Genomic DNA, 21352 nt, shown 5'->3' with positions numbered 1-21352 from the left:
CACCATGAAATTACTCTTCATCATCAATCCGGGCTCAGGCAGTCACGATATAAACTTAAAGGAAGTAATTTCTGCACATTTCGAGGTAAAAAACACTGAAATCGATCTATTCGAACTGCCAAAAGACTGCTCTTTAGATAAAATAAAAGCAAAAATAAACGACTCAAAAGCCGACCGTGTAGTGGCTGTTGGCGGCGACGGGACATTAAAACTTGTAGCGGAATGTTTATTGAATACCGAAACCCCCATTGGGATTATCCCTGCAGGCTCAGCGAATGGGATGGCGAAGGAACTGGGCATTCCTACTGATATTGAATTGGCTTTAGCGCTTTTAGAGGAAGGCCGGTTAAAGAAAATACATGTGGTTAAACTGAACGATGAAATCTGCATCCATTTATCCGACCTGGGTTTTAATGCCTATTTGGTAAAGAAATTCGATACCATGCCCGAACGTGGCATGTGGGGCTATGCAAAAGCCACCTGGCATGCCTTGTGGAATCACCGCCGCATGGAAGTACAACTGAAGCTTAAAGATGAAACCGTTAACTCTAAAGCTGCGATGGTGGCCATTGCTAATGCCACCATGTATGGCTCCGGACTAAAGATCAATCCTGATGGAAAATTAGATGATGAACTTTTTGAAGTGATTTTGGTAAAGGATTACTCTTACCTCGAAATATTAAAAATCTGGATTACCAAATTGCCTTTTAATCCCAAGAAAATAGAAGTGTTTCAAACGGCTGAGGTAAAAATTGTTTCTAAACACCAGGCACATTTTCAGGTAGATGGAGAATATATTGGCAGGGTAAATACTGTTGAAGCGAAAATTTTACCCGCTGCAATAACCGTAGTTTTACCCAACCAATCAGACCAGATAGCTATTGGGTGATGCACGGTGAATTTTAATGGTGAAATACAACCTGAAAAATTCGGCAATGAAACAGACACGGAATAAAATATCAAACCAGCGCTCGCCAAGATTTAAAATTTCCGGCAAATAAGTGATAAAACCTATAGAAAATACCCATACCACCAAACGAAAAGGAAACTGGATATAATAGGTGATAAAGCCGATTTTTTTAAATAGGATTAAACCGATCGCAGAAATAAAAAGTGACACAAATAAAGGCAACAGTAAAATTACCTTTGCCTGTGACAACACCTGATCTGGAATTTCATTTAAATGTGTTAAAATCTGCCAGAATTGTTTAGCCAATAATGCAATGCTAATGATATCCAATAAGGCAAAAAATCGGGTACTGTTTTTCATTAATTTATTTTACTTGCAATATTGAGCCAAATAATCATCAGCTTTTTTACTGCCCATATATTTAACAAAGATGAAATCTTCGCAGGCTCCCTGTTTATCACCCTGCTTAATTTTTTTTAAGGCCATTTTTATCCTGTCATCGAGATACTCATCATCAATGCCCAATTGATTTTTAATGGCAATGATCTGAGCTTCTTGTCCTGGTTTTGCCTGATCGATGTTTTTATAAAAATTAATGACCGAATTGGTTAAAGCTTCTTCTGCCTGATAGCTTCGGATGGACTCCTGCATTTCTTCGCTCGATTTTCCTTCACAGTTATAACCTGAAAGTACAAAATTAACCGGAGCAACAATCGAAACAGTGGTATCGTAACCCGCAGGAACCTGCCATTTTCCACTGCTTAAACGCACCAGCCGAAGGGCTTCTTCATCCAGGTCAGACAGTATGCCTTTGCTCACTTTTGAAAAATAAACCTGGCCTTGTGTATTAAGCTTAAAACTCACATTTACCATTCCCTGGATACAATTATCTTTAGAAAACCTGGGATAAACCGTATTCTCTCTTAAAAAATTGACAAAACCATTTTTCCCAGATTTAAACTGAACCTGGCCCATCGCCAGTGAACAGCAAAAAAGTAAACAAATGGTGAACAGGTTTTTCATTGTACTAATTTACGGTTTTAACCGCAGAGAATACAAAGTTTTTCGCAGAGGAAAAAAGAGTTTTAGCCACGGAAGCATAGAAACACGGATAGATTGCCGATAATTTAATCACATAGAAAATGAGGAGTTTAATTTAAATAGTAAGGTCGTCATTCCCGCATTATTGCATTACGATTATTCATCAGTTTTTCTCTTTTCAAAGGAATTCATAAACACTTCGTGGTTCCCAATCAAGTTGGGAATAATGATCGCAAAAAAATCTCTCTGAGGCCTCAGTGCCTTCCCTCTGTTCTCTCTGTAGTTAAGTTTGTAACATCGTATTTGGCCACAGAGGCACCGAAAGCACAGAAAAAACTTTGCCCCTTTGCGCATTCCTTATTTTCTTTGCAGTTAAGAAAAAGTAGCCTTCAAAATTAAATCCGGATTAGGGCAATTGTCCAGGTATTTTTCCCTTTCACTAAACTTACAAACGCCAGGATAATCGCCTTTTAGTCCACCCATATCCTTCATCAATTGAAAATGAAGATGCGGTGGCCATGATCCATTTTCTTCTTTTGCACCCAGTTCTGCAATTTTTGTTCCTGCAGGGATAAATTTACCTTCCTCCAGTCCATTTAAAGAAGCCAAACTTAAATGCCCGTATAAGGCGTTAAATTTAAAACCATCTATTTCGTAGGTCAGAATGATGGTAGCACCGTAATCGCCAAGGTTATCGTTATAGGCAAAACTTTGCACAGTTGCATCGTAAAAATTGTAGATCGGTGTTCCGGCGGGTCCCCAAATATCCACACCTAAATGTAACCTGCGGGGTTCTTCTTCAGTATCAAAATGTGCACTTCTCGAATAAATGGTGCGGTGTTCGTTGTATCCGCCAATTCCGTAGCGGGCATTGTTTTTAGCCAGCTTTTCATCTACCCAATCGGAGAACAGATCGGTATCGTCCAAAATTTCATCTGTTAATTCCGTATTGGCCGCTGTAAAATCCAAAGGCAGAAGCCGATCTTGTTTTACATCAAAATCAACAACTTTTCGGATCAATGCGGCATTTGACTGAATAACTTGCTCGAAAGTTCGCATTTGCAATTATTTAAAGATATACATGAAATTATAAATGTAGTGCGATAAAGCTCCGCCTATTACAAAAAGATGCCATAATTCATGACTGTGCATCCACCTGGACAACTGTTTATCCATCGCGTAATAATAAGTTCCGCCGATATAAAAAACACCTCCAAGCAGTAACCATAAAATTGCACCGATGGGCAAAGTCCCAAGCATTTTCTGTAGCAGCGGTACAATTAAACAGCCCATTAAGATATAAATGGATAACGATATGGCCGTACTTTTTAACCGATTGAATATTTTGAGCACGCAGCCTGCAACGGCAATAATCCATACAATAGCGAACAAGCTCCAACGCAGCCAGCCATCAAAAACCAATAAGGCCGTTGGCGTATAAGAACCAGCAATCATTAAATAAATGCAGCAATGATCAAATTTCTGCCAAAAGCGGACGCCATAATCTGTAGCAGGATAACCATGGTACATGGCGCTTACCCCAAAAAGAATAAAGGTTCCGATGCTGTAAATCCAGGCAGCCGTAAATTCAATCGGGGTATGGCACTTGCGGAGCAATATATATCCAGCCGGAATTGCAATTAATGCCGGGATAAAATGTGTGAAGAAATTGACGGGTTCCCTTAGCTTCCTCACAAAAAACTATTCGCTGTCTTCGTCTTTTTGTCTTGGTTCCTTTGCAATCTTATCGAAAAGATGATCCATACGTTCTACATATTCGTTGGTATCATCCACAAAGAAAGTAAGTTCTGGCACCACCCTTACCTGATGACGGATACGGCTGCCCAGTTTATACCTGATCTCACCTGCATGCGCATTAACGGTATTGATAGAAAGTGTGGTATTATTGGTATTAAAAAAGCTCAGGTAAACCTTGGCTACGGCCAGATCTGGCGAAACCCTCACACGCGTAATGGTTACCAATGTATTAGGCAAAAATGCAGCACCTTCACGCTGAAAAACCTGTGCCAACTCCTCTTGTAATACTCCTGCAAATTTCTGCTGACGTTTACTTTCCATAATGTTATAATTATCAATTACCAATAATCAATTATCAGACCATACAAGGTAGATAATATTAAACTGATAAGGTTTTAAAATTATCAATAACCAATACTCAATTATCAGACCATCACTAGTCTACTGATATTAAATGGTATCAATAATAAATATTCTAAAAATGTAAAACTTTTGAACCCACAACCCGAGTTCAATTAATATTATTCTAAGGCGATCCGTCCTGCTGAATTCATTTCAGCATCTCGACTACAAATAGACCCTGAAATAAATTCAGGGTGACGATTCTAAGTTAGAAACATCTGAATGTTATCAAACTTAGGCTTATATTTAAAAGCTGTAAAGCTTATTTCCGCAATATATTGACGGAATTTAATCTAATACAACAAATTACTATCATACGGGTACCTCGCTACGTGCGCAGCTTTAACCTTATCGTACAATAATGTTTTAAACTCTTCAAGGTTCTCTTTTTCTGTAGCTGAAATAAACAGTACAGGCACTTTATCGTGGCTCATCCAGCTTTTTTTGAAGTCTTCTAAAGTAAGCTTTCCATCATCCTCTTCATTGTCGACCTCTGGCGAAACATAGGCGTCTATTTTATTAAAAACTAAAATCATGTCTTTATCAATGGCACCAATATCTTTCAATGTTTCGTTAACTGTGTTGATCTGATCTTCGAAGTTGGGGTGCGAAACATCCACCACGTGAATTAATAAGTCCGCCTCACGCACCTCATCTAAAGTAGACTTAAAACATTCTACCAAATGGTGAGGCAGTTTGCGGATAAACCCAACGGTATCAGAAAGCAGGAATGGTAAATTTTCGATCACTACTTTACGTACAGTCGTATCTAAGGTTGCAAACAACTTGTTCTCTGCAAATACTTCCGATTTCGAAAGCATGTTCATAATGGTCGATTTACCCACGTTAGTATAACCAACCAGGGCCACCCGAATCAGCTGACCACGGTTTTTACGCTGCGTTTCATTCTGACGGTCGATATTTCTTAAACGTTCTTTTAACAGAGAGATTTTATTTAGAATAATACGTCTGTCACTTTCAATCTGGGTTTCACCCGGTCCACGCATCCCGATACCACCTTTCTGCCGTTCTAAGTGGGTCCACATGCCTGTTAAACGTGGTAAAACGTATTGTAACTGTGCTAATTCTACCTGTGTTTTTGCCTGCGCAGTTTGGGCCCTGTTGGCAAAAATATCAAGAATTAAATTACTTCTATCCAGCACTTTCACACCAAGTTCACGGTCGATATTACGTAGTTGCGACGGCGATAGCTCATCATCAAAAACAACCACATCGATTTCTTCTGATTTTACGTAAGCTTTAATTTCTTCCAGCTTACCTGTACCCACAAATGTAGCACGCTCTGGTTTCAACATTTTTTGAGTAAAAACATTTTCCACCTTCCCACCAGCTGTATCAACCAAAAAGGCCAGCTCATCTAAATATTCTTTTGTTTGGGCTTCTTTTTCACCAGGAGTAACGACTCCGACTAAAATTGCCCGTTCCTGCACAACGGCAGTATCGTATGTTTTTTGTTTTCCCATGTAATTAAGGCAAATATACGAATTTGCCAACGTGTAAATCCACTAACAAACCATGCGGATGCAATAAATGTTTTTAGTTCCCTTTTGAGAAAAGGATTGTCACGGCTTCCATAGCAGCTCTACCAAATCACAACACCTGGTGCGCTCAAGTGCCTGAAGGTGGTTAAAATATTATTTTTAGGAAATCAGGGTTCTGTGCACTTCGGTTGCAAAAGTCCTGCTATCGCTTCAAATCCTCGCCATACCTCGCTGTGGGTTTTCCGCTTTATCAGGTTTATTTTAATAAAAGACTGAAGTCCTTAGTTTATGGAAGCTTGAAACAAACCTCGCAGGTTTTAAAAATCTGCGAGGTTTATAAACAGCTATATCTGCGCCACAAATTCTTTAATAGCAGTTCCCGGACTATCTGTTTTCATGAAATTCTCACCGATCAAAAACCCGTTAAAACCTGCGACTTTTAAATCCTTAATCGTTTGCGGATTGCTAATAGCACTTTCTGAGATCTTTAAAAACTCATCCGGGATTTTGTTCACCAGATCAAAGGAAGTCTGGATGTCAACCGTAAAGTCGCCGAGGTTTCTGTTGTTTACACCGATAGCATCCAGGTTCGGGCAGATGCTCCTTTCAAGTTCCTCAAGGTTATGCACTTCTAAAAGCACATTTAAGCCTAAATCTTTTGCAAATTTCCCGAAATCGTTGATCTGCTGAGGGGTTAAAATCGAAGCAATCAACAAGATGATATCAGCACCCCAGGCTTTTGCTTCCAAAATCTGGTATTCATCGATCATAAAATCTTTTCTTAAGATCGGAATATTATTTACCGCCCTAGCAGCCAGAATATCGTCTGTTTTACCACCAAAGAAATCTTCATCCGTTAATACTGAAAGTGCAGATGCGCCTGCTGCATTGTAGGCCTGTGTAACTTCGGCAACATCGGCTGTTCCGTTAATCAAACCTTTTGAAGGCGAGCGACGCTTAAATTCAGCAATAATCCCTGTTCGATCTTCAGCCAATAAAAACTCTTTAAAAGAATAAGGTGTTCGCTTAAAATGCACCGAATTTTCTAAATCTGTTTCTGAAACCAAAGCTTTTGCCGCAGCAATTTCTTCTTTTTTACGTAATACGATTTTATCTAGTATGTTCATTTTACTAATCCGTCATGCTGAACTTGTTTCAGCATCTAATAATTAACTAATTCCAGTAAGATCCTGAATCAAGTTCAGGATGACGACCGGATGAATAAAGCGCTAGGGAGTAGACGTCAACCAATTCTCCATCATCTGTTTCCCATACTCCGTCAACACACTTTCTGGGTGAAACTGTACCCCGCGAACATCTAATGTTTCATGTCTTAACGCCATGATCTCATTTTTATGATCTCTTGCAGTTATTTTTAAACAAGAAGGGAAGTTCTCTTTACTCACCACCCAACTGTGGTAGCGACCAACATTAATGGTTTGCGGGCATTCCCAGAACAATGGTTCATTCCCATCTACAACCGTTACGGGTGTGGCAATTCCATGCATCGGTCTGCCCAGGTTTAATAAGGTACCACCAAAAACTTCGGCAATGGCCTGTTGGCCTAAACATACGCCAAAAATACTTTTAGTTGGTGCATAAGTCTTAATCACATCAAGTAATAGCCCCGCTTCTTCAGGAATACCCGGGCCTGGTGAAAGTAATATTTTATCATACTTTTCTACATCAGCCAAATCGAATTTATCGTTTCTCCAAACTACCGCTTCATATCCTACTTCATTAATTAAATGCACCAGATTGTAGGTAAAACTATCGTAGTTATCGATAACCAAGACCACCCCCTTGCCCCCTGAAGGGGGAGTATTATTTATATTTTTTTCCATTGAATTTTTCACCTTATATACATCATTCATCTCACCTCATCCATTTTACATCTTCACTAAATTCCCTCTGCCATCTGTACCGCTTTACGCAATGCAGCAATTTTATTATTTACTTCCTGCATTTCGGTTTCCGGTACCGAATCGGCCACTATACCTGCTCCAGCACGGTAATGCAGTTCGTTATTTTTGCTCATAAAAGTCCTGATCATGATAGCATGGTTGAAATCATCATTAAAACCCATAAAACCAATGGCGCCGGCATAAAAATTCCTGCCAAGTTTTTCGTTTTCATCAATCAGCTGCATGGCTTTGTATTTTGGCGCACCACTTAAAGTACCTGCCGGATAGGTATCGGCAACCACTTTAAAAGCACTTACATTTTCCTGCAGGTGTCCACTCACCTTACTTACCAAATGGATCAGGTGCGAATAGTATTGTACTTCTTTAAACGATTTCACCTCTACACGGTTACAGTGTCGGCTTAAATCGTTTCTAGCCAAATCAACCAGCATGACGTGTTCAGCACTTTCTTTCGGATCCTGTTCCAGTTTACGGGCCTGTTCTGCATCTTCAATATCGTTTCCACTTCTCTTAAATGTTCCAGCGATTGGAAAAATGTTTGCCGAATTATTTTTGATCGTAATCTGTGCCTCTGGTGAAGAGCCGAACAACTTAAAATTCCCGTAATCAAAATAAAACAGGTAAGGCGAAGGATTGATGGAACGCAAACAACGGTACACGTTAAATTCATCTCCGGAAAACGCCTGTTTAAATGCTCTTGAAGGAACGATCTGGAAAACATCTCCCCGGTAAATGTGCTTTTGTAATTTTGTCACCAAATCCATAAAACCCTGATCGGTTAAATTCGAACTTTCCTCACCACGAAGCTGGAACTTATATTCAGGATAATTTTTATTCTGGATCAGGTATTCCATCTTTTCCAGTCCACCCTCTTCTTCGCCTTCGAAAGTATTTTTGAACAGCGTAATTTCGTTTTTGAAGTGATCGATAGCAATGATATAACGGTATAAGTGGTACTGCATCTCCGGAATCTCCTCCCCTTCGGGGGTTTCGGAAGTAAACTTGATATCTTCAAAATGCTGTACGGCGTTCCAGGTAAAATAACCGAATAATCCGCTCGAGATAAACTTGATTTCAGGCAATTCGGTTTCTTTGAATTTATCCTTAAAATCGGCGATTTCATCAATCAGGTTTTTACTTTCAGTAATTTCTACTGCCCCATCCGGAAAATAGGTTTCCAACCGTGATCCCTTTAGGATAATTCCGGCAACAGGATCGGCACAAACAAAACTCATTGAGTTTTCTCTACTGTGGTAATCTGAACTTTCCAATAAGATGCTGTTCGGGTACACATCACGTAAGCGTAAATAAATGCTCACTGGCGTAGTGGTATCAGCAAGCATTTTTTTGTAAGTCGTATTTATTTTATACATGATAAAGGTAAAATGGTGTAAGGCTTATGGTTTGCATTCTCGTAATTTTTTTTTAACAATAAAAAGCCCGGCGTGTGGTTCTACGCCGGGCTTTAATGGTTCTTTAATAAGGTTTAGGTTGATAAACTATATTTTGTTCATACGCAGCCAGCGCAATTCGTTCGAATTACTTTGCCAAAGCCATGTATGTATATTGTTGATCATGAGCTACAAAAATATAAAGAATTTTGAAAAACCGAAATATTTATGAAAATAATTGAGCGAACGGTTAATTTTCTTGAGAGAATAATACTTTTGAGTATTGTAATTTATTAACCTCGAAGTGTGCTAAGGGAGGCACATAGTACGCAAAGGTTTCCTCTTCACCTTTTAATAAACGATCGTCATCTCGACTGAAGCGAAGCGAAATGGAGAGATCTATCTCGAGAAAGATTTCTCGGCTGCGTTGCACTTCGCTCGAAATGACGGTTCGGGGGAGCTTCACCACCAATGACGATTCAGCAGCCCTCATTTGTGTGCTTTTCCGTAAAAACCGAGTAAACTAAAAATCCCACTCTGTTAAAGTGGGATTTATATCAATTGCAAACATTATCCTCTTAAGAAACTCCAAAAAACGATCTTCCGGGAACTGCCTTAACCATTAATAGAATAGCTACAATAATTAAAATCAACGCCAGTCCGAAGAAAATAGCTATAGTGCGGTGCTTTGCTACAGCTTCTGCTACCTTTTTCGATTTTGCATTACCAATGGTAATCAGAATAATCGCAATAAGCATCATTGAAGTATGCTCAGCCTTAAAGTAACGGCCTATCGCATCGCTCATTGGCAATTTTGTTAATGGACTTAAGAAAAAAAGCACCAAACCTATCAGGAATTGAATGTGTGCACTGATCAGCGTAAATACATTCAGTTTGCGGTTACCTTCTGTATACGTTTTATTACCAAACCAGCCCGATAAAGCATTGATTACAGCAATAACCAATAAAATTAATACGATGTAGCGCCATCCGGAGTGCGCAGATTTTAAGATGTTGTACATTTTTATCAAATATGTTTAGTCAAAAATAGTCATTAATTGTAAAAAATAGGATATTCAACAGATTGAACGCTTATTTATATTAGTTTTAAACAAATTAAACCTAAACTTATTATGAAGAAAATTTTACTTGCCCTTGGGCTGGTATTTTCTGCTACCTTTCTGTTTGCACAGCAAACCTCCTTCCCTGTTAACGGCTCTTTTGATACCAGACCTGGGATGTTTGCCTTCACCAATGCAACGATAGTGGTAAATGCCAACCAAACCTTAACCAATGCTACCCTTTTAATTAAAGGACAAACTATTCAGGCTATTGGAGCTGGCTTAGCCGTGCCTAAAGGTTATGTGGTGATCGATTTAAAAGGAAAATTTATTTATCCATCGCTGGTTGATGCCTTTAGCAGCTACGGACTTAACGAAGCCCCTGTGCAACAACGCGGTTTCGGTGGTCAGCGCCAATCTATTTTTGTTTCTACCAAAAAAGGTGCTTATGGATGGAATGAAGCCATCAGACCTGAAACTTACGTAAAAAGCATCTTCTCAACTGACAGTAAAAAAGCGGATGAATTGCGTAAAGTTGGTTTCGGGAGTGTAAATGTGATTAACCGCGATGGCATTGCACGTGGTGTTTCTGCAGCGGTAACCTTAAATGAAGGTACCGATAACAGTGTATTTTTAAAAGACCAGACCACAGCAAACTATTCATTTAACAAAGGAAGTTCATCAAACGATTACCCTACTTCGTTAATGGGTTCCATTGCTTTATTGCGTCAAACCTATTACGATGCACAATGGTATGGCAAACAAAAAGATGAATATAATATCTCGCTGGATGAATTTGGGAAGCAACAAACTATACCGCAGATTTTTGAAGTGGATGGCTGGCAAAACATCCTGCGTGCCGATAAAATCGGAAAAGAATTTGGCAAGAAATACATCATTAAATCTGCTGGCGATGAATACCAGCGCATTAATGAAGTTAAAGCTACCGGAGCAAGTTTAATCATTCCGTTAACTTTCCCTAAAGCTTACGATGTGGAAGATCCGGCAGAAGCCAGAAATATAACGTTATCACAAATGAAAGGCTGGGAACTGGCGCCAACCAATCCTGCAGCATTGGAAAAAGCGGGAATTAAATTTGCCTTAACAGCATTTGGCTTAGAAAACAGCCGCGACTTCTGGGCAAACATCCGCACAGCGATAGAAAATGGCTTAACTGAAAAACAAGCCTTACAATCGGTTACTGAAATCCCTGCCTCACTTTTGGGCATCAGCGATAAAGTTGGTTCCCTGGAAAAAGGAAAAGTTGCTAACTTTTTGATCTCATCTGATAACCTGTTCAAAAACGGAAACATCATTTTCGAAAACTGGGTACAGGGCAAGCGTTTTGTGGTAAACAAAATGGATGTAAGCGATGTACGCGGCGCTTACAATTTAAATATTGATGGCGTTGGCGCTTTAACGTTAAAAATTACAGGCACTGGTGGCGGATCTACCGCAGTAATCGAAAGAGTTGGTGTAGATAGCGTAAAAACTACGGCCACTTTTACCAGAAATGGCGATTGGATCAGCATTAATTTCAACTTAAAGAAAAATCCAAATGGTGATGTCCGTTTAAGCGGTTACATCACTTCGGCAAATCCAATTACCTTAAAAGGCGAATCGGCATTGGCTGATGGTGCTACAGGTAAATTTACCGCAACTTATAAAGAAGTAGTGAAAGAAACACCTAAAAAAGAGGAGCCTAAAGCTACTTTGGCCATGGGCCCTGTAATTTATCCTTTCTCTGCTTTTGGAAATACTGAATTGCCTAAACAGGAGACTGTACTGATTAAAAACGGTACCATTTGGACGAACGAAAAAGACGGTATCCTTCAAAATGCGGATGTACTTTTAGAAAACGGAAAGATTAAAGCGGTTGGTAAAAACCTTTCGGCCAGCGGCGCAAAAGTAATCGATGCTACAGGAAAACATGTTACTGCGGGCATTATCGACGAGCACTCGCACATTGCCGGCTCCGGAGGAATCAATGAAGGTGCACAATCGGTTTCTGCTGAAGTACGTGTTGCCGACATCATCAACTCTGAAGACGTAAACATTTACCGTCAGTTGGCTGGCGGGGTAACCACTTCTCATATTTTACACGGTTCGGCAAACCCGATTGGTGGCCAGTCGCAATTGATTAAATTACGTTGGGGTAAATCGCCTGAGGAACTGAAATTTGCAGGTGCCGATGGTTTTATCAAATTTGCGCTTGGCGAAAATGTTAAACAGAGTAATTTTGGTACTGGTGCCCGTTTCCCGGTTACGCGTATGGGTGTTGAGCAAACTTTTGTGGATGAATTTACCCGGGCAAAAGAATATGCCAAAGCGCTTTCGGTAAAAGGAAACAGCGTACGTAAAGACCTTGAACTGGATGCCATTGTAGAAATTTTGAACAACAAACGTTTCATTACCTGCCACTCTTATGTACAAAGCGAAATTAACATGTTAATTCATGTAGCTGATAGTTTGGGTTTCAAGATCAACACCTTTACGCACATTTTAGAAGGTTATAAAGTGGCCGATAAAATGAAAGCGCATGGCATTGCAGGCTCGACCTTCTCTGATTGGTGGGCTTATAAAAACGAAGTAGCTGAGGCTATTCCTTATAACGGAAAAATTATGCATAATGTTGGTGTAACCACTGCTTTCAATTCTGATGATGCAGAAATGGCCCGTCACTTAAACCAGGAAGCAGGCAAATCAGTTTTATATGGTAATGTACCTGAAGAAGATGCCCTAAAATTCGTAACGCTTAATCCGGCAAGGATGCTGCATATTGATGACAAAGTGGGTAGCTTAAAAGCAGGTAAAGATGCCGATGTGGTAATCTGGACAGCCAACCCGCTTTCTATTTATGCCAAAGCAGAAAAAACATTTGTAGATGGTGTGGCCTACTGGGACCTTGAAAAAGATGCGCAGGTAATTAAAACACAACAGGCAGAAAAAGCACGTCTGATCCAAAAGATGTTAGAGAGTAAAAGTAAAGGTGGCCGTACGCAACGTCCATTGGGTGATGCACCACGCCTGTATAATTGCGCAACTTTAGAAAACTATTCAGCAGAATTAACCGAGAAAGAACATGCACACTAACAAATATCTACTCAGCCTGGCTTTATCGGCAACAAGCCTGATGTGTTTTGCACAGGCAAACATTTCGCCAGCTAAAAAACAAAGTAAAACCATCGCCATTACCGGTGCAACCGTACATGTGGGTAATGGAACAGTTATTGAAAATGGCACAATCCTTTTTGGGAACGGAAAAATTATTTCGGTTGTAGCCAACGGACAAGTGCCACAGGATGATGTACTGCGTATTGTGGCTACAGGCAAACACATTTACCCAGGTTTTATTGCAGCCACCACCAATTTAGGTTTAACAGAAATTGAAGCGGTAAAAGCAACCCTGGATTTTCAGGAAATAGGCGATTTTAATTCGCACATCCGTTCTATCGTGGCTTACAATACTGATTCGAAGGTTCCGGCTACTTTACGCAGCAATGGGATTTTAATGGCACAGCCAACGCCACAGGGTGGTACCGTTTCAGGCAGTTCATCAGTGGTTCAGCTTGATGCATGGAACTGGGAAGATGCAGCCCTTAAAACTGATGATGCTATGCATGTTACCTGGCCGGTTACCCCTCGTTTTAGAGCCGGCTTTGGAGGCTTCGGCAGACCGCAGTTATCGCCGGAAGTGTTAGCAGAAAGAACGCAGGCTGCAATTGCGCAGTTGACTTCGTTTTTTGCTGAAGCAAAAGCCTATTCCGAAATGGGTAAACCCGAAGTAATTAATACCCGTTTCGAAGCCATGAAAAAGGTTTTCTCGGGAAATGAGAAATTATTTATTGCGGCAGATAGTCAGAAGGATATTGTAGCAGCCGTTAATTTCGCCAGGAAATTTGGCATCACGCCAGTAATTACCGGCGCAGATGAAGCGTATCTGATCATCGATTTCCTGAAAGATAATAACATTACCCTAGTGGTGAAACAACCTCATGCCTTACCCAATAACAATGATGATGATGTAAACATGCCTTATAAAAATGCTGCCATATTGGCCAATGCAGGTTTAAACGTAGTATTGAGTATTGATGGTTATTGGCAACAGCGCAATTTGCCTTTCATGGCTGGTACGGTTACAGCCTGGGGATTGGATAAAGAAAAAGCGCTATCTACCATCACCTTAAACGCAGCAAAAGCGATGGGTGTAGATAAGACCACTGGAAGCATTGAAACAGGTAAAGATGCTACTTTCTTTATCTCTGCCGGCGATGCATTAGATATGCGCACCAATAAAGTAGAACAGGCTTTTATTCAGGGCAGGGATATCAACCTGGATAACCTGCATAAACAATTGGATAAGAAGTTTAGCGATAAATATGCTGCTGAAAAGAAGTAGGCTAACATAATTACAGAAACTGCCAATATTGATTTATTGGCCGTTGTCTATTTCACAAAGTGCTTTTGGCTGTACCAGAAAAACATATCGGGTACCTCCTAAGTGTCACTTAGTGACTGGAATTTGATAATCTCATTACCTCATATTATTTTATCTTTTTATTAAAACTATTACGAGTTAACATAATTCGAGCAGATTAAAGATAAATGAGTTTATAGATTATATTGCCATTTTTAAATGCAATCTTCAACCCAAAATATAATTCCGCGACGTTAGGACCCCCATAGATATATCTTGTAGCCTCATCGAATTCTGACATTGGCCAAAAGCGGATCGGGACACCTGGTAAGCCATACCTAACCTCGACATTTTCTATTTCATTTGCTATCGCAGGGTTAATCAATAAGGAATTTTTAAAAAAATTAGCAGGGAATTGCACATATTTATAATACTCACTGCCTTCAAACCCTTCAACATAGGATTCATCAATATATAAATTTGTCATTACAAGATCAAATATACCCCATGGTATATTTTGTACCGCTCTATAAGAAGTGCTACTAGCATTCGGCATTAAATATACACTAAATGAAGTTTTTGGTGATGTTAATTTAATTGATCCCGATTGATTAATTGTTCCATTAAGTTTAATATTATACGGCACGCCTGAATTTCCTCCTGAAAAACCAGCTACTAAGCTTAGTATGCTTTTTAGAAAAAGATAACTACCTCCTGCGATTTTAGCATCCACATCCGATTTTGGTATTTTTAAAATTTTTGCAATGCCTTCTGATGTTTGAGTATAATAACTTTCTGCTCCCTTTAGCAAACCTAAGGCACTTGTGCTGCCAGCGGCTTGCGGTTGAGCCGTCCCATCCAATTGTAAATTTCCATTTAAAATAACATCAGACTGCGCAATTTCAGAAACACTTATGTTAAAAGATGTATTGGGATCAAATGATGAACTAAAACCACTTACATCAAAATCAGCTATCATCCATTGCTGCACACCAGCTGTAGTAATTGCAGTTTGCTTAAAACTCTCACTTTGAGGATTATCATTAATATAACCGAGATTTTCTATTGTATATGGGGATCTAGTGCTACTATATTTAAATAAATTTGGGTATGATACATTTGGAGCATAACTAAGTGTAATTTGTTGGTATGATGATAAAACATCATAAGTTCTTAATACGCATACCCTCAAAATACCCCTGTACTTGTTATAAAGTAATACAAATGGATAGGCATTGGCTTCATTTGGCGTACCAAAATCACGCGATACTAACATCCAACCATTAGCAGGATACATATCTGCTTTTGAAACATCTACATTACCATAAACTTTTTGAGCACCATCAATAAATGGATTTAAAGTAGTAACACTACCAACAGATCCATTGGCATTGTTGAAGTAAGCAGTCCAACTGTGCTGGGTCCAGTCCCAGGTTGCATCTAAATTTGGATCACCGGGATTTAATGGACGTGAACTGGTTAACTTGGAATTGGATCTCGAAAACAGCTCTGTTTCCTTTGAAATCCGCGGCTCTTTCTTACAAGATGAGACAATTAGTACCAATAGGACTAATAGAGTGCTAATTTTTTTCATATCTGATTTTTTTTATGAAAAGACAGATTTAAAATTAACAATATGTAATATTAAAATTACTTTTAAGTAAAATATTCACGCAAATGCAATACATTAAAAATGCATTTATAAAATCCAAAAAAACGTACGAACAACTATTCAAATGCCGCTGATACTGTTTTCTTAACATTGGCCAAATTTCTAAACTATTTCATAACATAAAATCTTCATCAGCTTAACACTACAATAACACCTTTGCGGTCAGATAACAAATCAAAAAACTGATCATGATTAAAAATTTACTAATTGCAGTGATACTGTTTTTATGCTATGCCACTAATTCGGTAATGGCACAAACCACACAGGCATCAATTTCCGGAATTGTAACGGATGAACAAAAGAAACCTATTCCTGGAGTTTCCATCCAGATCCGGAACAATTCAACCGGCTTTACCACTAAAACCTCTACAAATGCACAAGGAGAGTATACCTTTAAGGAGCTTCCGTTGGGCGGTCCTTATTCTGTAAAAGCCATTTATGTGGGTTTTGGAGAGCAAACCAGAACAGGTTATTACTTAAATCAAGGCGATGCGGTAAAAGTGGCCATCAATATGCAAGAGGCTTCTCAGGATTTAGAAGCCGTGCAAGTGGTAGGCACAACCTTAAAAAACAAAATCGAGAACATCGGCGCAGCTACAGCCATTTCTGCAAAAGCAATTACGCAGTTGCCTGTTAATGGACGTAACTTTACCTCATTAATGGACTTATCTCCATTAAGCAAAGGCGGTAACATCTCTGGTCAGTTAGGTTCTTCTACCAACTACACCATTGATGGTATGAATGCAAAAAACCCAACCTCGGCAGGAAGTACAACCAGCCGCAGCGGTGCACCATATTCTATTTCGATCGAAGCTGTACGCGAATTTAAAGTAGTAACCAATCAATACGATGTTACTTACGGACGTAGCGGCGGTGGTACGGTAAGTGCGGTAACCAAACAAGGTACCAATACATTAAGCGGAAGCGCTTTTACCTATGGCCGTGCCGATTGGTTATCAAGCGGATACGATATAAGGGGGAATAAACGTCAGGCAGATTTTTCTACCTACCAGTACGGTTTCTCATTGGGTGGACCAATTATTAAGGATAAATTACACTTTTTTGTGGCTTGGGATCATCAACGAGATGCTCGCCCGTTGTTAATTGCAGATGTTCAATCTCCGGCAGATGAGTTGCGTTACAACATTAACCGTTCTACACTTGATTACTTTGTTGACGTTGCCCGCTCTAAATACGGCGTTGCAAACTCGCAACAGTATGGTTCATTCCCTAAACGAAGAGGATCTGATGCGGGTTTCGCCCGTTTAGATTGGCAGATTGATGAAAAAAACTTATTAACCATTCGTGATAATTATACTAACGACCGTAATAATTTAGGGTTAGAAGATAATACCGCTATTAATTTATACGAATCTACAGGTAACGATAAAAATGTTGATAATAGCTTATTGGCCACTTTACGTACTTCAATTAACTCGAAATTAACAAACGAATTAAAAGTTCAGCATTTATACACTTACCAAAAAAGTTCTCCTGGTGATCAATTGCCTTCATCGAATATTCCACGTGTAATCGTAGAAGGCGTAACTTCTGTAATCAACGGCACAAACAGGGCAACCAATATCGAAATGGGTGGTCATCGTTTTGCACAGGAAGGCTTTACCAATAACGTATTGCAATTTGTAGATAACCTTTATTATAATACCGATAAGGTAAAATATACTTTTGGTGTCGATTTTATGTACACCCATGCTAAATCATTGTATGGCAGTGAGGTGAATGGCCGTTTCCATGTTCAGGCAGGTACAAAAGATGTAGTTACCAGCGCTCCTGGTGTAACACCTGTAGTAACTACTAAAGTACCTAACTTTGATAATTACGAGAATGGAACCGCTTACCGTTATTTCAGGGAAGTGCCTTTAATGGCCGATCCGAGTGTGCGTTCGAATATTATCAATGCCGGTATTTATGCACAGATGCAGACTAAACTAGCCAAAGGTTTAGATTTAACTGCTGGTATCCGTTTAGATTATGCGCATTATCCTTCCTCACCATTAAATCAACTGGTATTTGATCAATTGGGTGTACGTACCGATAATAAGCTAAAATCGTTCGTTATCCAGCCCCGTGCACAGTTTACCTGGGATATCAATGAACAAAGAACAGACTTTGTCCGTTTTGGAGCAGGTATATTTGCCTCTGACATCAATAACTATGTCACCATTAACAACTTAACTTTTGATGGTAAACATTACGGAACGGTTGATACACGTCTTGGCATCCCTACAGCCTATTTAACAGGTTACAGAAATGATCCTTCAAGCGCGCCAACATTAAGTCAATATCAGCTTGCAACCATCAACACCTATGGCGAAAATGCTAAAGTGCCGGTTGTTTATAAATCAAACTTGTCTTATAGTCACTTCTTTACTCCTAAATTAAGGGTGGGTATTGCAGGTTATGCAACTTTAGGCAGAAACAACTATGTATATGTAGACCGCAACATGGTTGCTAATCCATATTTCAGGTTATCGAACGAGGACAACCGTGGAGTATATGTTCCTCTAGCAAGTATCCCGCTTACCAATGGTGCAGCAGATTGGCAAAAAGGACGTATCAGCGATAAAATTGGCCGTGTATTAGAAATGAACAGTGATGGTAAGGTAAACCAGTTTGCGGTTGTACTTGATGCTACCTGGCAGTATTTCAGAGATGGCGAGGTTACGGTAAGTTATACATACAACGATACAAAAGATAATACTTCATTTAACGGAAACGTGGCCAATACCTCAACTTTATCTTTACCAGTAAAAGATGATCCACGTAATTTAAGCAACATGACTTATTCTGATAATCAGTTCAGGAACAAAGTTGTTTTTTATGCGACATCACCAAGTTTAGCAGGTTTTAACATCGGTGTACGCTACTCTGGTATCGGTGGAACACGTTACAGCTTACTATCGGGCGCCAATACCAATGGTGATTTCGTAGGCACGAATGATCTGGCGTTCATTTTCGACAGGAACAACCCAAATGTTGCCACAAACGTGCGTAACGGCTTACAGAGTATCTTGGATAATCCTTTGGCCAGCCAGAGTTTGAAAGATTATATCAATAAATACTCAGGTCAGATTGCACAGCGTAATGGTGGTATTAATGGATTTTACGGTATAGTTGATGTTAGGGTAACCAAAAAATTCAAGCTGTACAAAACCCACACGATTGAATTATCTGTTGATGCGTTCAACGTAGGCAACATCTTCAAAAAAACATGGGGTGTTAACGAGTCATTGGGTTCGCAGGCTTTATATGCATTGCAAAACCCGGCGTTTGATGCCACCAACCAGAAATTTAATTACAATGTAAACAATGCCGGTATTGTAACCCCATCGGGTAATCCTTACCAGTTCCAAATCGGTTTACGTTACGGATTTTAAACAAATGTTAGCTAAGTATCTTAGCTTAAAGTCATAAAAAAAGGGAATGGATTTTTATCCGTTCCCTTTTTTTATGTTTGTATTCAAAACAACAAAACTTTAATGGGATTATTATTAGACTACCTGAAAAACCACAAGTGGATTGTGGTTCTGGCGTTATTGCTTGCAGGTTTCAATATTGGCTTTTCTTTAATGGACCCTTACTTCACCGGAAGGATTCTGGATTTATACATCAACAAAAGAGCATCTTTTAGTGATAAAAGCACCTATATCTGGGGCGCTTTAGGTTTCATTGGCCTTGCCATCGGTGCAGCAATGGTATCGCGTATTGCGAAGAACTTTCAGGATTACTTTACCAGCGTAATCGTTCAAAAAGTTGGGGCAAAAATGTATGCAGATGGTTTACAGCATTCTTTAAAATTACCCTACCAGGTTTTCGAAGATCAACGCAGTGGCGAAACACTTGGTATTTTACAAAAGGTACGTTTAGACTCCGAAAAGTTTATCACCTCGTTTATCAGTGTGCTTTTTGTAAGTTTAATTGGGATGGTTTTCGTAATCGTGTATTCGGTTTCGATCAGCTACAAAGTAACATTGGTTTATTTCGCTGCAATCCCGATCATCAGTTTTGTAAGCTGGTTTTTAAGCCGCAAAATCAAAACCATTCAACGTTCTATTGTTGGTGAAACTACGGCTTTGGCAGGTTCAACAACCGAATCGCTAAGAAACATCGAACTGGTTAAAAGTTTAGGCCTGGCCGATCAGGAGATAGAAAGATTAAACAAAACCACTTACAAAATTTTAGGTTTAGAACTTAAAAAAGTGAAGTATGTGCGTAGTATGAGTTTTGTTCAGGGTACTACGGTAAACCTGGTTAGAAGTTCTATGATTGTTGTATTGTTATTGTTAATATTCGACAATACCATTTCTCCGGGACAGTATTTCTCTTTCTTATTCTATTCATTCTTTCTTTTTGGTCCTTTGCAGGAATTAGGGAATGTAATACTCGCCTGGCGTGAGGCTGAAGTTTCGTTAGGTAACTTTAAAAAGATCTTAAGTACACCAGTTGATAAAAAACCTGAAAATCCAACTTCTATAGCAAAAATTAAGGATTTAACCTTTAGCAATGTGGGGTTCAAACACCTAACAGCTAATAGAAATGCTTTAGAGAATATTTCGTTTAAAACCCATCACGGGCAAACCATTGCATTTGTTGGTCCATCGGGTTCTGGAAAAAGCACACTGGTAAAACTATTGGTGGGTTTATATCCGGCAAAAGATGGTGAGATTTTATATAATGGTATTCCAAGTAACGATATCGATCTTGATGCCTTACGCGAAAAAATCGGTTTTGTTACACAAGATACACAGCTGTTTTCGGGAACGATAAGAGAAAACCTGTTATTTGTAAACCCTAAAGCTACAGATGAGGAATGTTATAAAGTATTAAACCAGGCTGCTTGTCAAACTTTATTGGCAAGGGCTGATAAAGGTCTGGATTCGCTGATTGGTGAAGGTGGCGTAAAGGTTTCGGGAGGAGAAAAGCAACGTTTATCAATCGCCAGAGCGCTGCTCCGTCAGCCAGATATTTTGGTTTTTGATGAGGCAACTTCTTCGCTCGATTCGATTACGGAAGAAGAGATTACCAAAACCATTCGTTCGGTTTCAGATTTAACCGATCACATTACCATTTTGATTGCGCACCGTTTATCAACGATAAAACATGCCGATAAAATTTATGTTTTAGAGAAAGGCCACATTATTGAGCAAGGAAAACATGAAGAACTAATTGCACAAAATGGCTTATATCAGGCCATGTGGCGCCAACAAATTGGCGAAAGAGTTGTTGAAGCTTAAGTAATTAAAATCTATTTA

The 21352-nt window shown here is 39.4% G+C and carries 16 protein-coding genes; 5 read left to right on the top strand and 11 right to left on the bottom strand.

Translation table 11 applies throughout. The annotated features are described in order from the left end of the window. Nucleotides 1-4: 4 nt before the first annotated feature. Nucleotides 5-889, top strand: a complete 885-nt coding sequence (locus FFJ24_RS23590; protein WP_138819561.1) for a diacylglycerol kinase family protein — start codon at nucleotides 5-7, stop codon at nucleotides 887-889. On the opposite strand, the gene FFJ24_RS23585 is transcribed toward FFJ24_RS23590, so the two are convergent. From FFJ24_RS23585 to FFJ24_RS23540, 10 genes are all read right to left on the bottom strand, one after another. Further along, nucleotides 866-1270, bottom strand: a complete 405-nt coding sequence (locus FFJ24_RS23585; RefSeq protein WP_138819560.1) for a hypothetical protein — start codon at nucleotides 1268-1270, stop codon at nucleotides 866-868. The genes FFJ24_RS23590 and FFJ24_RS23585 overlap by 24 nt on opposite strands. A 9-nt stretch (nucleotides 1271-1279) precedes the next feature. After that, entirely contained in the window at nucleotides 1280-1933 is a 654-nt protein-coding gene (locus FFJ24_RS23580) for a TonB family protein (protein ID WP_138819559.1), read from the bottom strand. Nucleotides 1934-2323: 390 nt separating this feature from the next. Next, a complete protein-coding gene (locus tag FFJ24_RS23575; protein ID WP_138819558.1) occupies nucleotides 2324-3010 on the bottom strand; it encodes a peptidoglycan DD-metalloendopeptidase family protein in 687 nt (228 codons plus the stop codon). 6 nt (nucleotides 3011-3016) lie between these two features. Further along, nucleotides 3017-3646, bottom strand: coding sequence for a hemolysin III family protein (locus tag FFJ24_RS23570; protein ID WP_138819557.1), 630 nt, complete (start codon nucleotides 3644-3646; stop codon nucleotides 3017-3019). A 6-nt stretch (nucleotides 3647-3652) separates the two neighbouring features. Further along, nucleotides 3653-4030 carry a 30S ribosome-binding factor RbfA gene (rbfA, locus tag FFJ24_RS23565; RefSeq protein ID WP_025143353.1) on the bottom strand — a complete coding sequence of 126 codons (378 nt, stop codon included), beginning with the start codon at nucleotides 4028-4030 and terminating at the stop codon, nucleotides 3653-3655. 374 nt (nucleotides 4031-4404) lie between these two features. Continuing rightward, nucleotides 4405-5595 (bottom strand): GTPase HflX, encoded by a 1191-nt coding sequence (gene hflX / locus FFJ24_RS23560; RefSeq protein WP_138819556.1) that lies wholly within the window; start codon nucleotides 5593-5595, stop codon nucleotides 4405-4407. Nucleotides 5596-5957: 362 nt separating this feature from the next. After that, nucleotides 5958-6740, bottom strand: coding sequence for an indole-3-glycerol phosphate synthase TrpC (gene trpC, locus FFJ24_RS23555; protein WP_138819555.1), 783 nt, complete (start codon nucleotides 6738-6740; stop codon nucleotides 5958-5960). Nucleotides 6741-6842: 102 nt separating this feature from the next. Then, a complete protein-coding gene (locus FFJ24_RS23550) occupies nucleotides 6843-7457 on the bottom strand; it encodes an aminodeoxychorismate/anthranilate synthase component II (protein ID WP_138819554.1) in 615 nt (204 codons plus the stop codon). Nucleotides 7458-7513: 56 nt separating this feature from the next. After that, the gene (locus tag FFJ24_RS23545) at nucleotides 7514-8911 is read right to left on the bottom strand and encodes an anthranilate synthase component I family protein (protein WP_210419417.1); all 1398 of its coding nucleotides are present in this window, start codon (nucleotides 8909-8911) and stop codon (nucleotides 7514-7516) included. Between the two features lie 596 nt (nucleotides 8912-9507). Further along, complete coding sequence (locus tag FFJ24_RS23540; RefSeq protein ID WP_138819552.1) at nucleotides 9508-9951, bottom strand: cytochrome B; 444 nt, start codon at nucleotides 9949-9951, stop codon at nucleotides 9508-9510. A 111-nt stretch (nucleotides 9952-10062) separates the two neighbouring features. Here FFJ24_RS23540 and FFJ24_RS23535 point away from each other — a divergent pair, with 111 nt between their 5' ends. Continuing rightward, a complete protein-coding gene (locus FFJ24_RS23535) occupies nucleotides 10063-13083 on the top strand; it encodes an amidohydrolase family protein (protein WP_138819551.1) in 3021 nt (1006 codons plus the stop codon). Beyond that, on the top strand, nucleotides 13073-14389 hold the full coding sequence (locus FFJ24_RS23530; protein WP_138819550.1) for an amidohydrolase family protein: 1317 nt from the start codon (nucleotides 13073-13075) through the stop codon (nucleotides 14387-14389). The genes FFJ24_RS23535 and FFJ24_RS23530 overlap by 11 nt, the downstream gene beginning before the upstream one ends. Before the next feature lie 196 nt (nucleotides 14390-14585). Here FFJ24_RS23530 and FFJ24_RS23525 read toward each other — a convergent pair whose 3' ends face one another. Beyond that, complete coding sequence (locus FFJ24_RS23525) at nucleotides 14586-16001, bottom strand: hypothetical protein (protein ID WP_138819549.1); 1416 nt, start codon at nucleotides 15999-16001, stop codon at nucleotides 14586-14588. Nucleotides 16002-16267: 266 nt separating this feature from the next. Between FFJ24_RS23525 and FFJ24_RS23520 the strand changes: the two genes are divergently transcribed. Further along, nucleotides 16268-19477, top strand: coding sequence for a TonB-dependent receptor (locus FFJ24_RS23520; protein ID WP_138819548.1), 3210 nt, complete (start codon nucleotides 16268-16270; stop codon nucleotides 19475-19477). 102 nt (nucleotides 19478-19579) lie between these two features. Continuing rightward, nucleotides 19580-21334 carry an ABC transporter ATP-binding protein gene (locus tag FFJ24_RS23515; RefSeq protein ID WP_138819547.1) on the top strand — a complete coding sequence of 585 codons (1755 nt, stop codon included), beginning with the start codon at nucleotides 19580-19582 and terminating at the stop codon, nucleotides 21332-21334. Nucleotides 21335-21352 lie beyond the last annotated feature (18 nt).

This window comes from Pedobacter sp. KBS0701, from assembly GCF_005938645.2.
Classification (GTDB): Bacteria; Bacteroidota; Bacteroidia; order Sphingobacteriales; family Sphingobacteriaceae; genus Pedobacter.
This window is presented reverse-complemented; position numbering and strand designations above follow the sequence as displayed.

What these genes read in the sequence shown, in the direction of transcription:
- FFJ24_RS23590 (WP_138819561.1), top strand. Translation starts at nt 5, where the DNA reads ATGAAATTACTCTTCATCATCAATCCGGGCTCAGGCAGTCACGATATA.
- FFJ24_RS23585 (WP_138819560.1), bottom strand. Translation starts at nt 1,270, where the DNA reads ATGAAAAACAGTACCCGATTTTTTGCCTTATTGGATATCATTAGCATT.
- FFJ24_RS23580 (WP_138819559.1), bottom strand. Translation starts at nt 1,933, where the DNA reads ATGAAAAACCTGTTCACCATTTGTTTACTTTTTTGCTGTTCACTGGCG.
- FFJ24_RS23575 (WP_138819558.1), bottom strand. Translation starts at nt 3,010, where the DNA reads ATGCGAACTTTCGAGCAAGTTATTCAGTCAAATGCCGCATTGATCCGA.
- rbfA (WP_025143353.1), bottom strand. Translation starts at nt 4,030, where the DNA reads ATGGAAAGTAAACGTCAGCAGAAATTTGCAGGAGTATTACAAGAGGAG.
- hflX (WP_138819556.1), bottom strand. Translation starts at nt 5,595, where the DNA reads ATGGGAAAACAAAAAACATACGATACTGCCGTTGTGCAGGAACGGGCA.
- trpC (WP_138819555.1), bottom strand. Translation starts at nt 6,740, where the DNA reads ATGAACATACTAGATAAAATCGTATTACGTAAAAAAGAAGAAATTGCT.
- FFJ24_RS23550 (WP_138819554.1), bottom strand. Translation starts at nt 7,457, where the DNA reads ATGGAAAAAAATATAAATAATACTCCCCCTTCAGGGGGCAAGGGGGTG.
- FFJ24_RS23545 (WP_210419417.1), bottom strand. Translation starts at nt 8,911, where the DNA reads ATGTATAAAATAAATACGACTTACAAAAAAATGCTTGCTGATACCACT.
- FFJ24_RS23540 (WP_138819552.1), bottom strand. Translation starts at nt 9,951, where the DNA reads ATGTACAACATCTTAAAATCTGCGCACTCCGGATGGCGCTACATCGTA.
- FFJ24_RS23535 (WP_138819551.1), top strand. Translation starts at nt 10,063, where the DNA reads ATGAAGAAAATTTTACTTGCCCTTGGGCTGGTATTTTCTGCTACCTTT.
- FFJ24_RS23530 (WP_138819550.1), top strand. Translation starts at nt 13,073, where the DNA reads ATGCACACTAACAAATATCTACTCAGCCTGGCTTTATCGGCAACAAGC.
- FFJ24_RS23525 (WP_138819549.1), bottom strand. Translation starts at nt 16,001, where the DNA reads ATGAAAAAAATTAGCACTCTATTAGTCCTATTGGTACTAATTGTCTCA.
- FFJ24_RS23520 (WP_138819548.1), top strand. Translation starts at nt 16,268, where the DNA reads ATGATTAAAAATTTACTAATTGCAGTGATACTGTTTTTATGCTATGCC.
- FFJ24_RS23515 (WP_138819547.1), top strand. Translation starts at nt 19,580, where the DNA reads ATGGGATTATTATTAGACTACCTGAAAAACCACAAGTGGATTGTGGTT.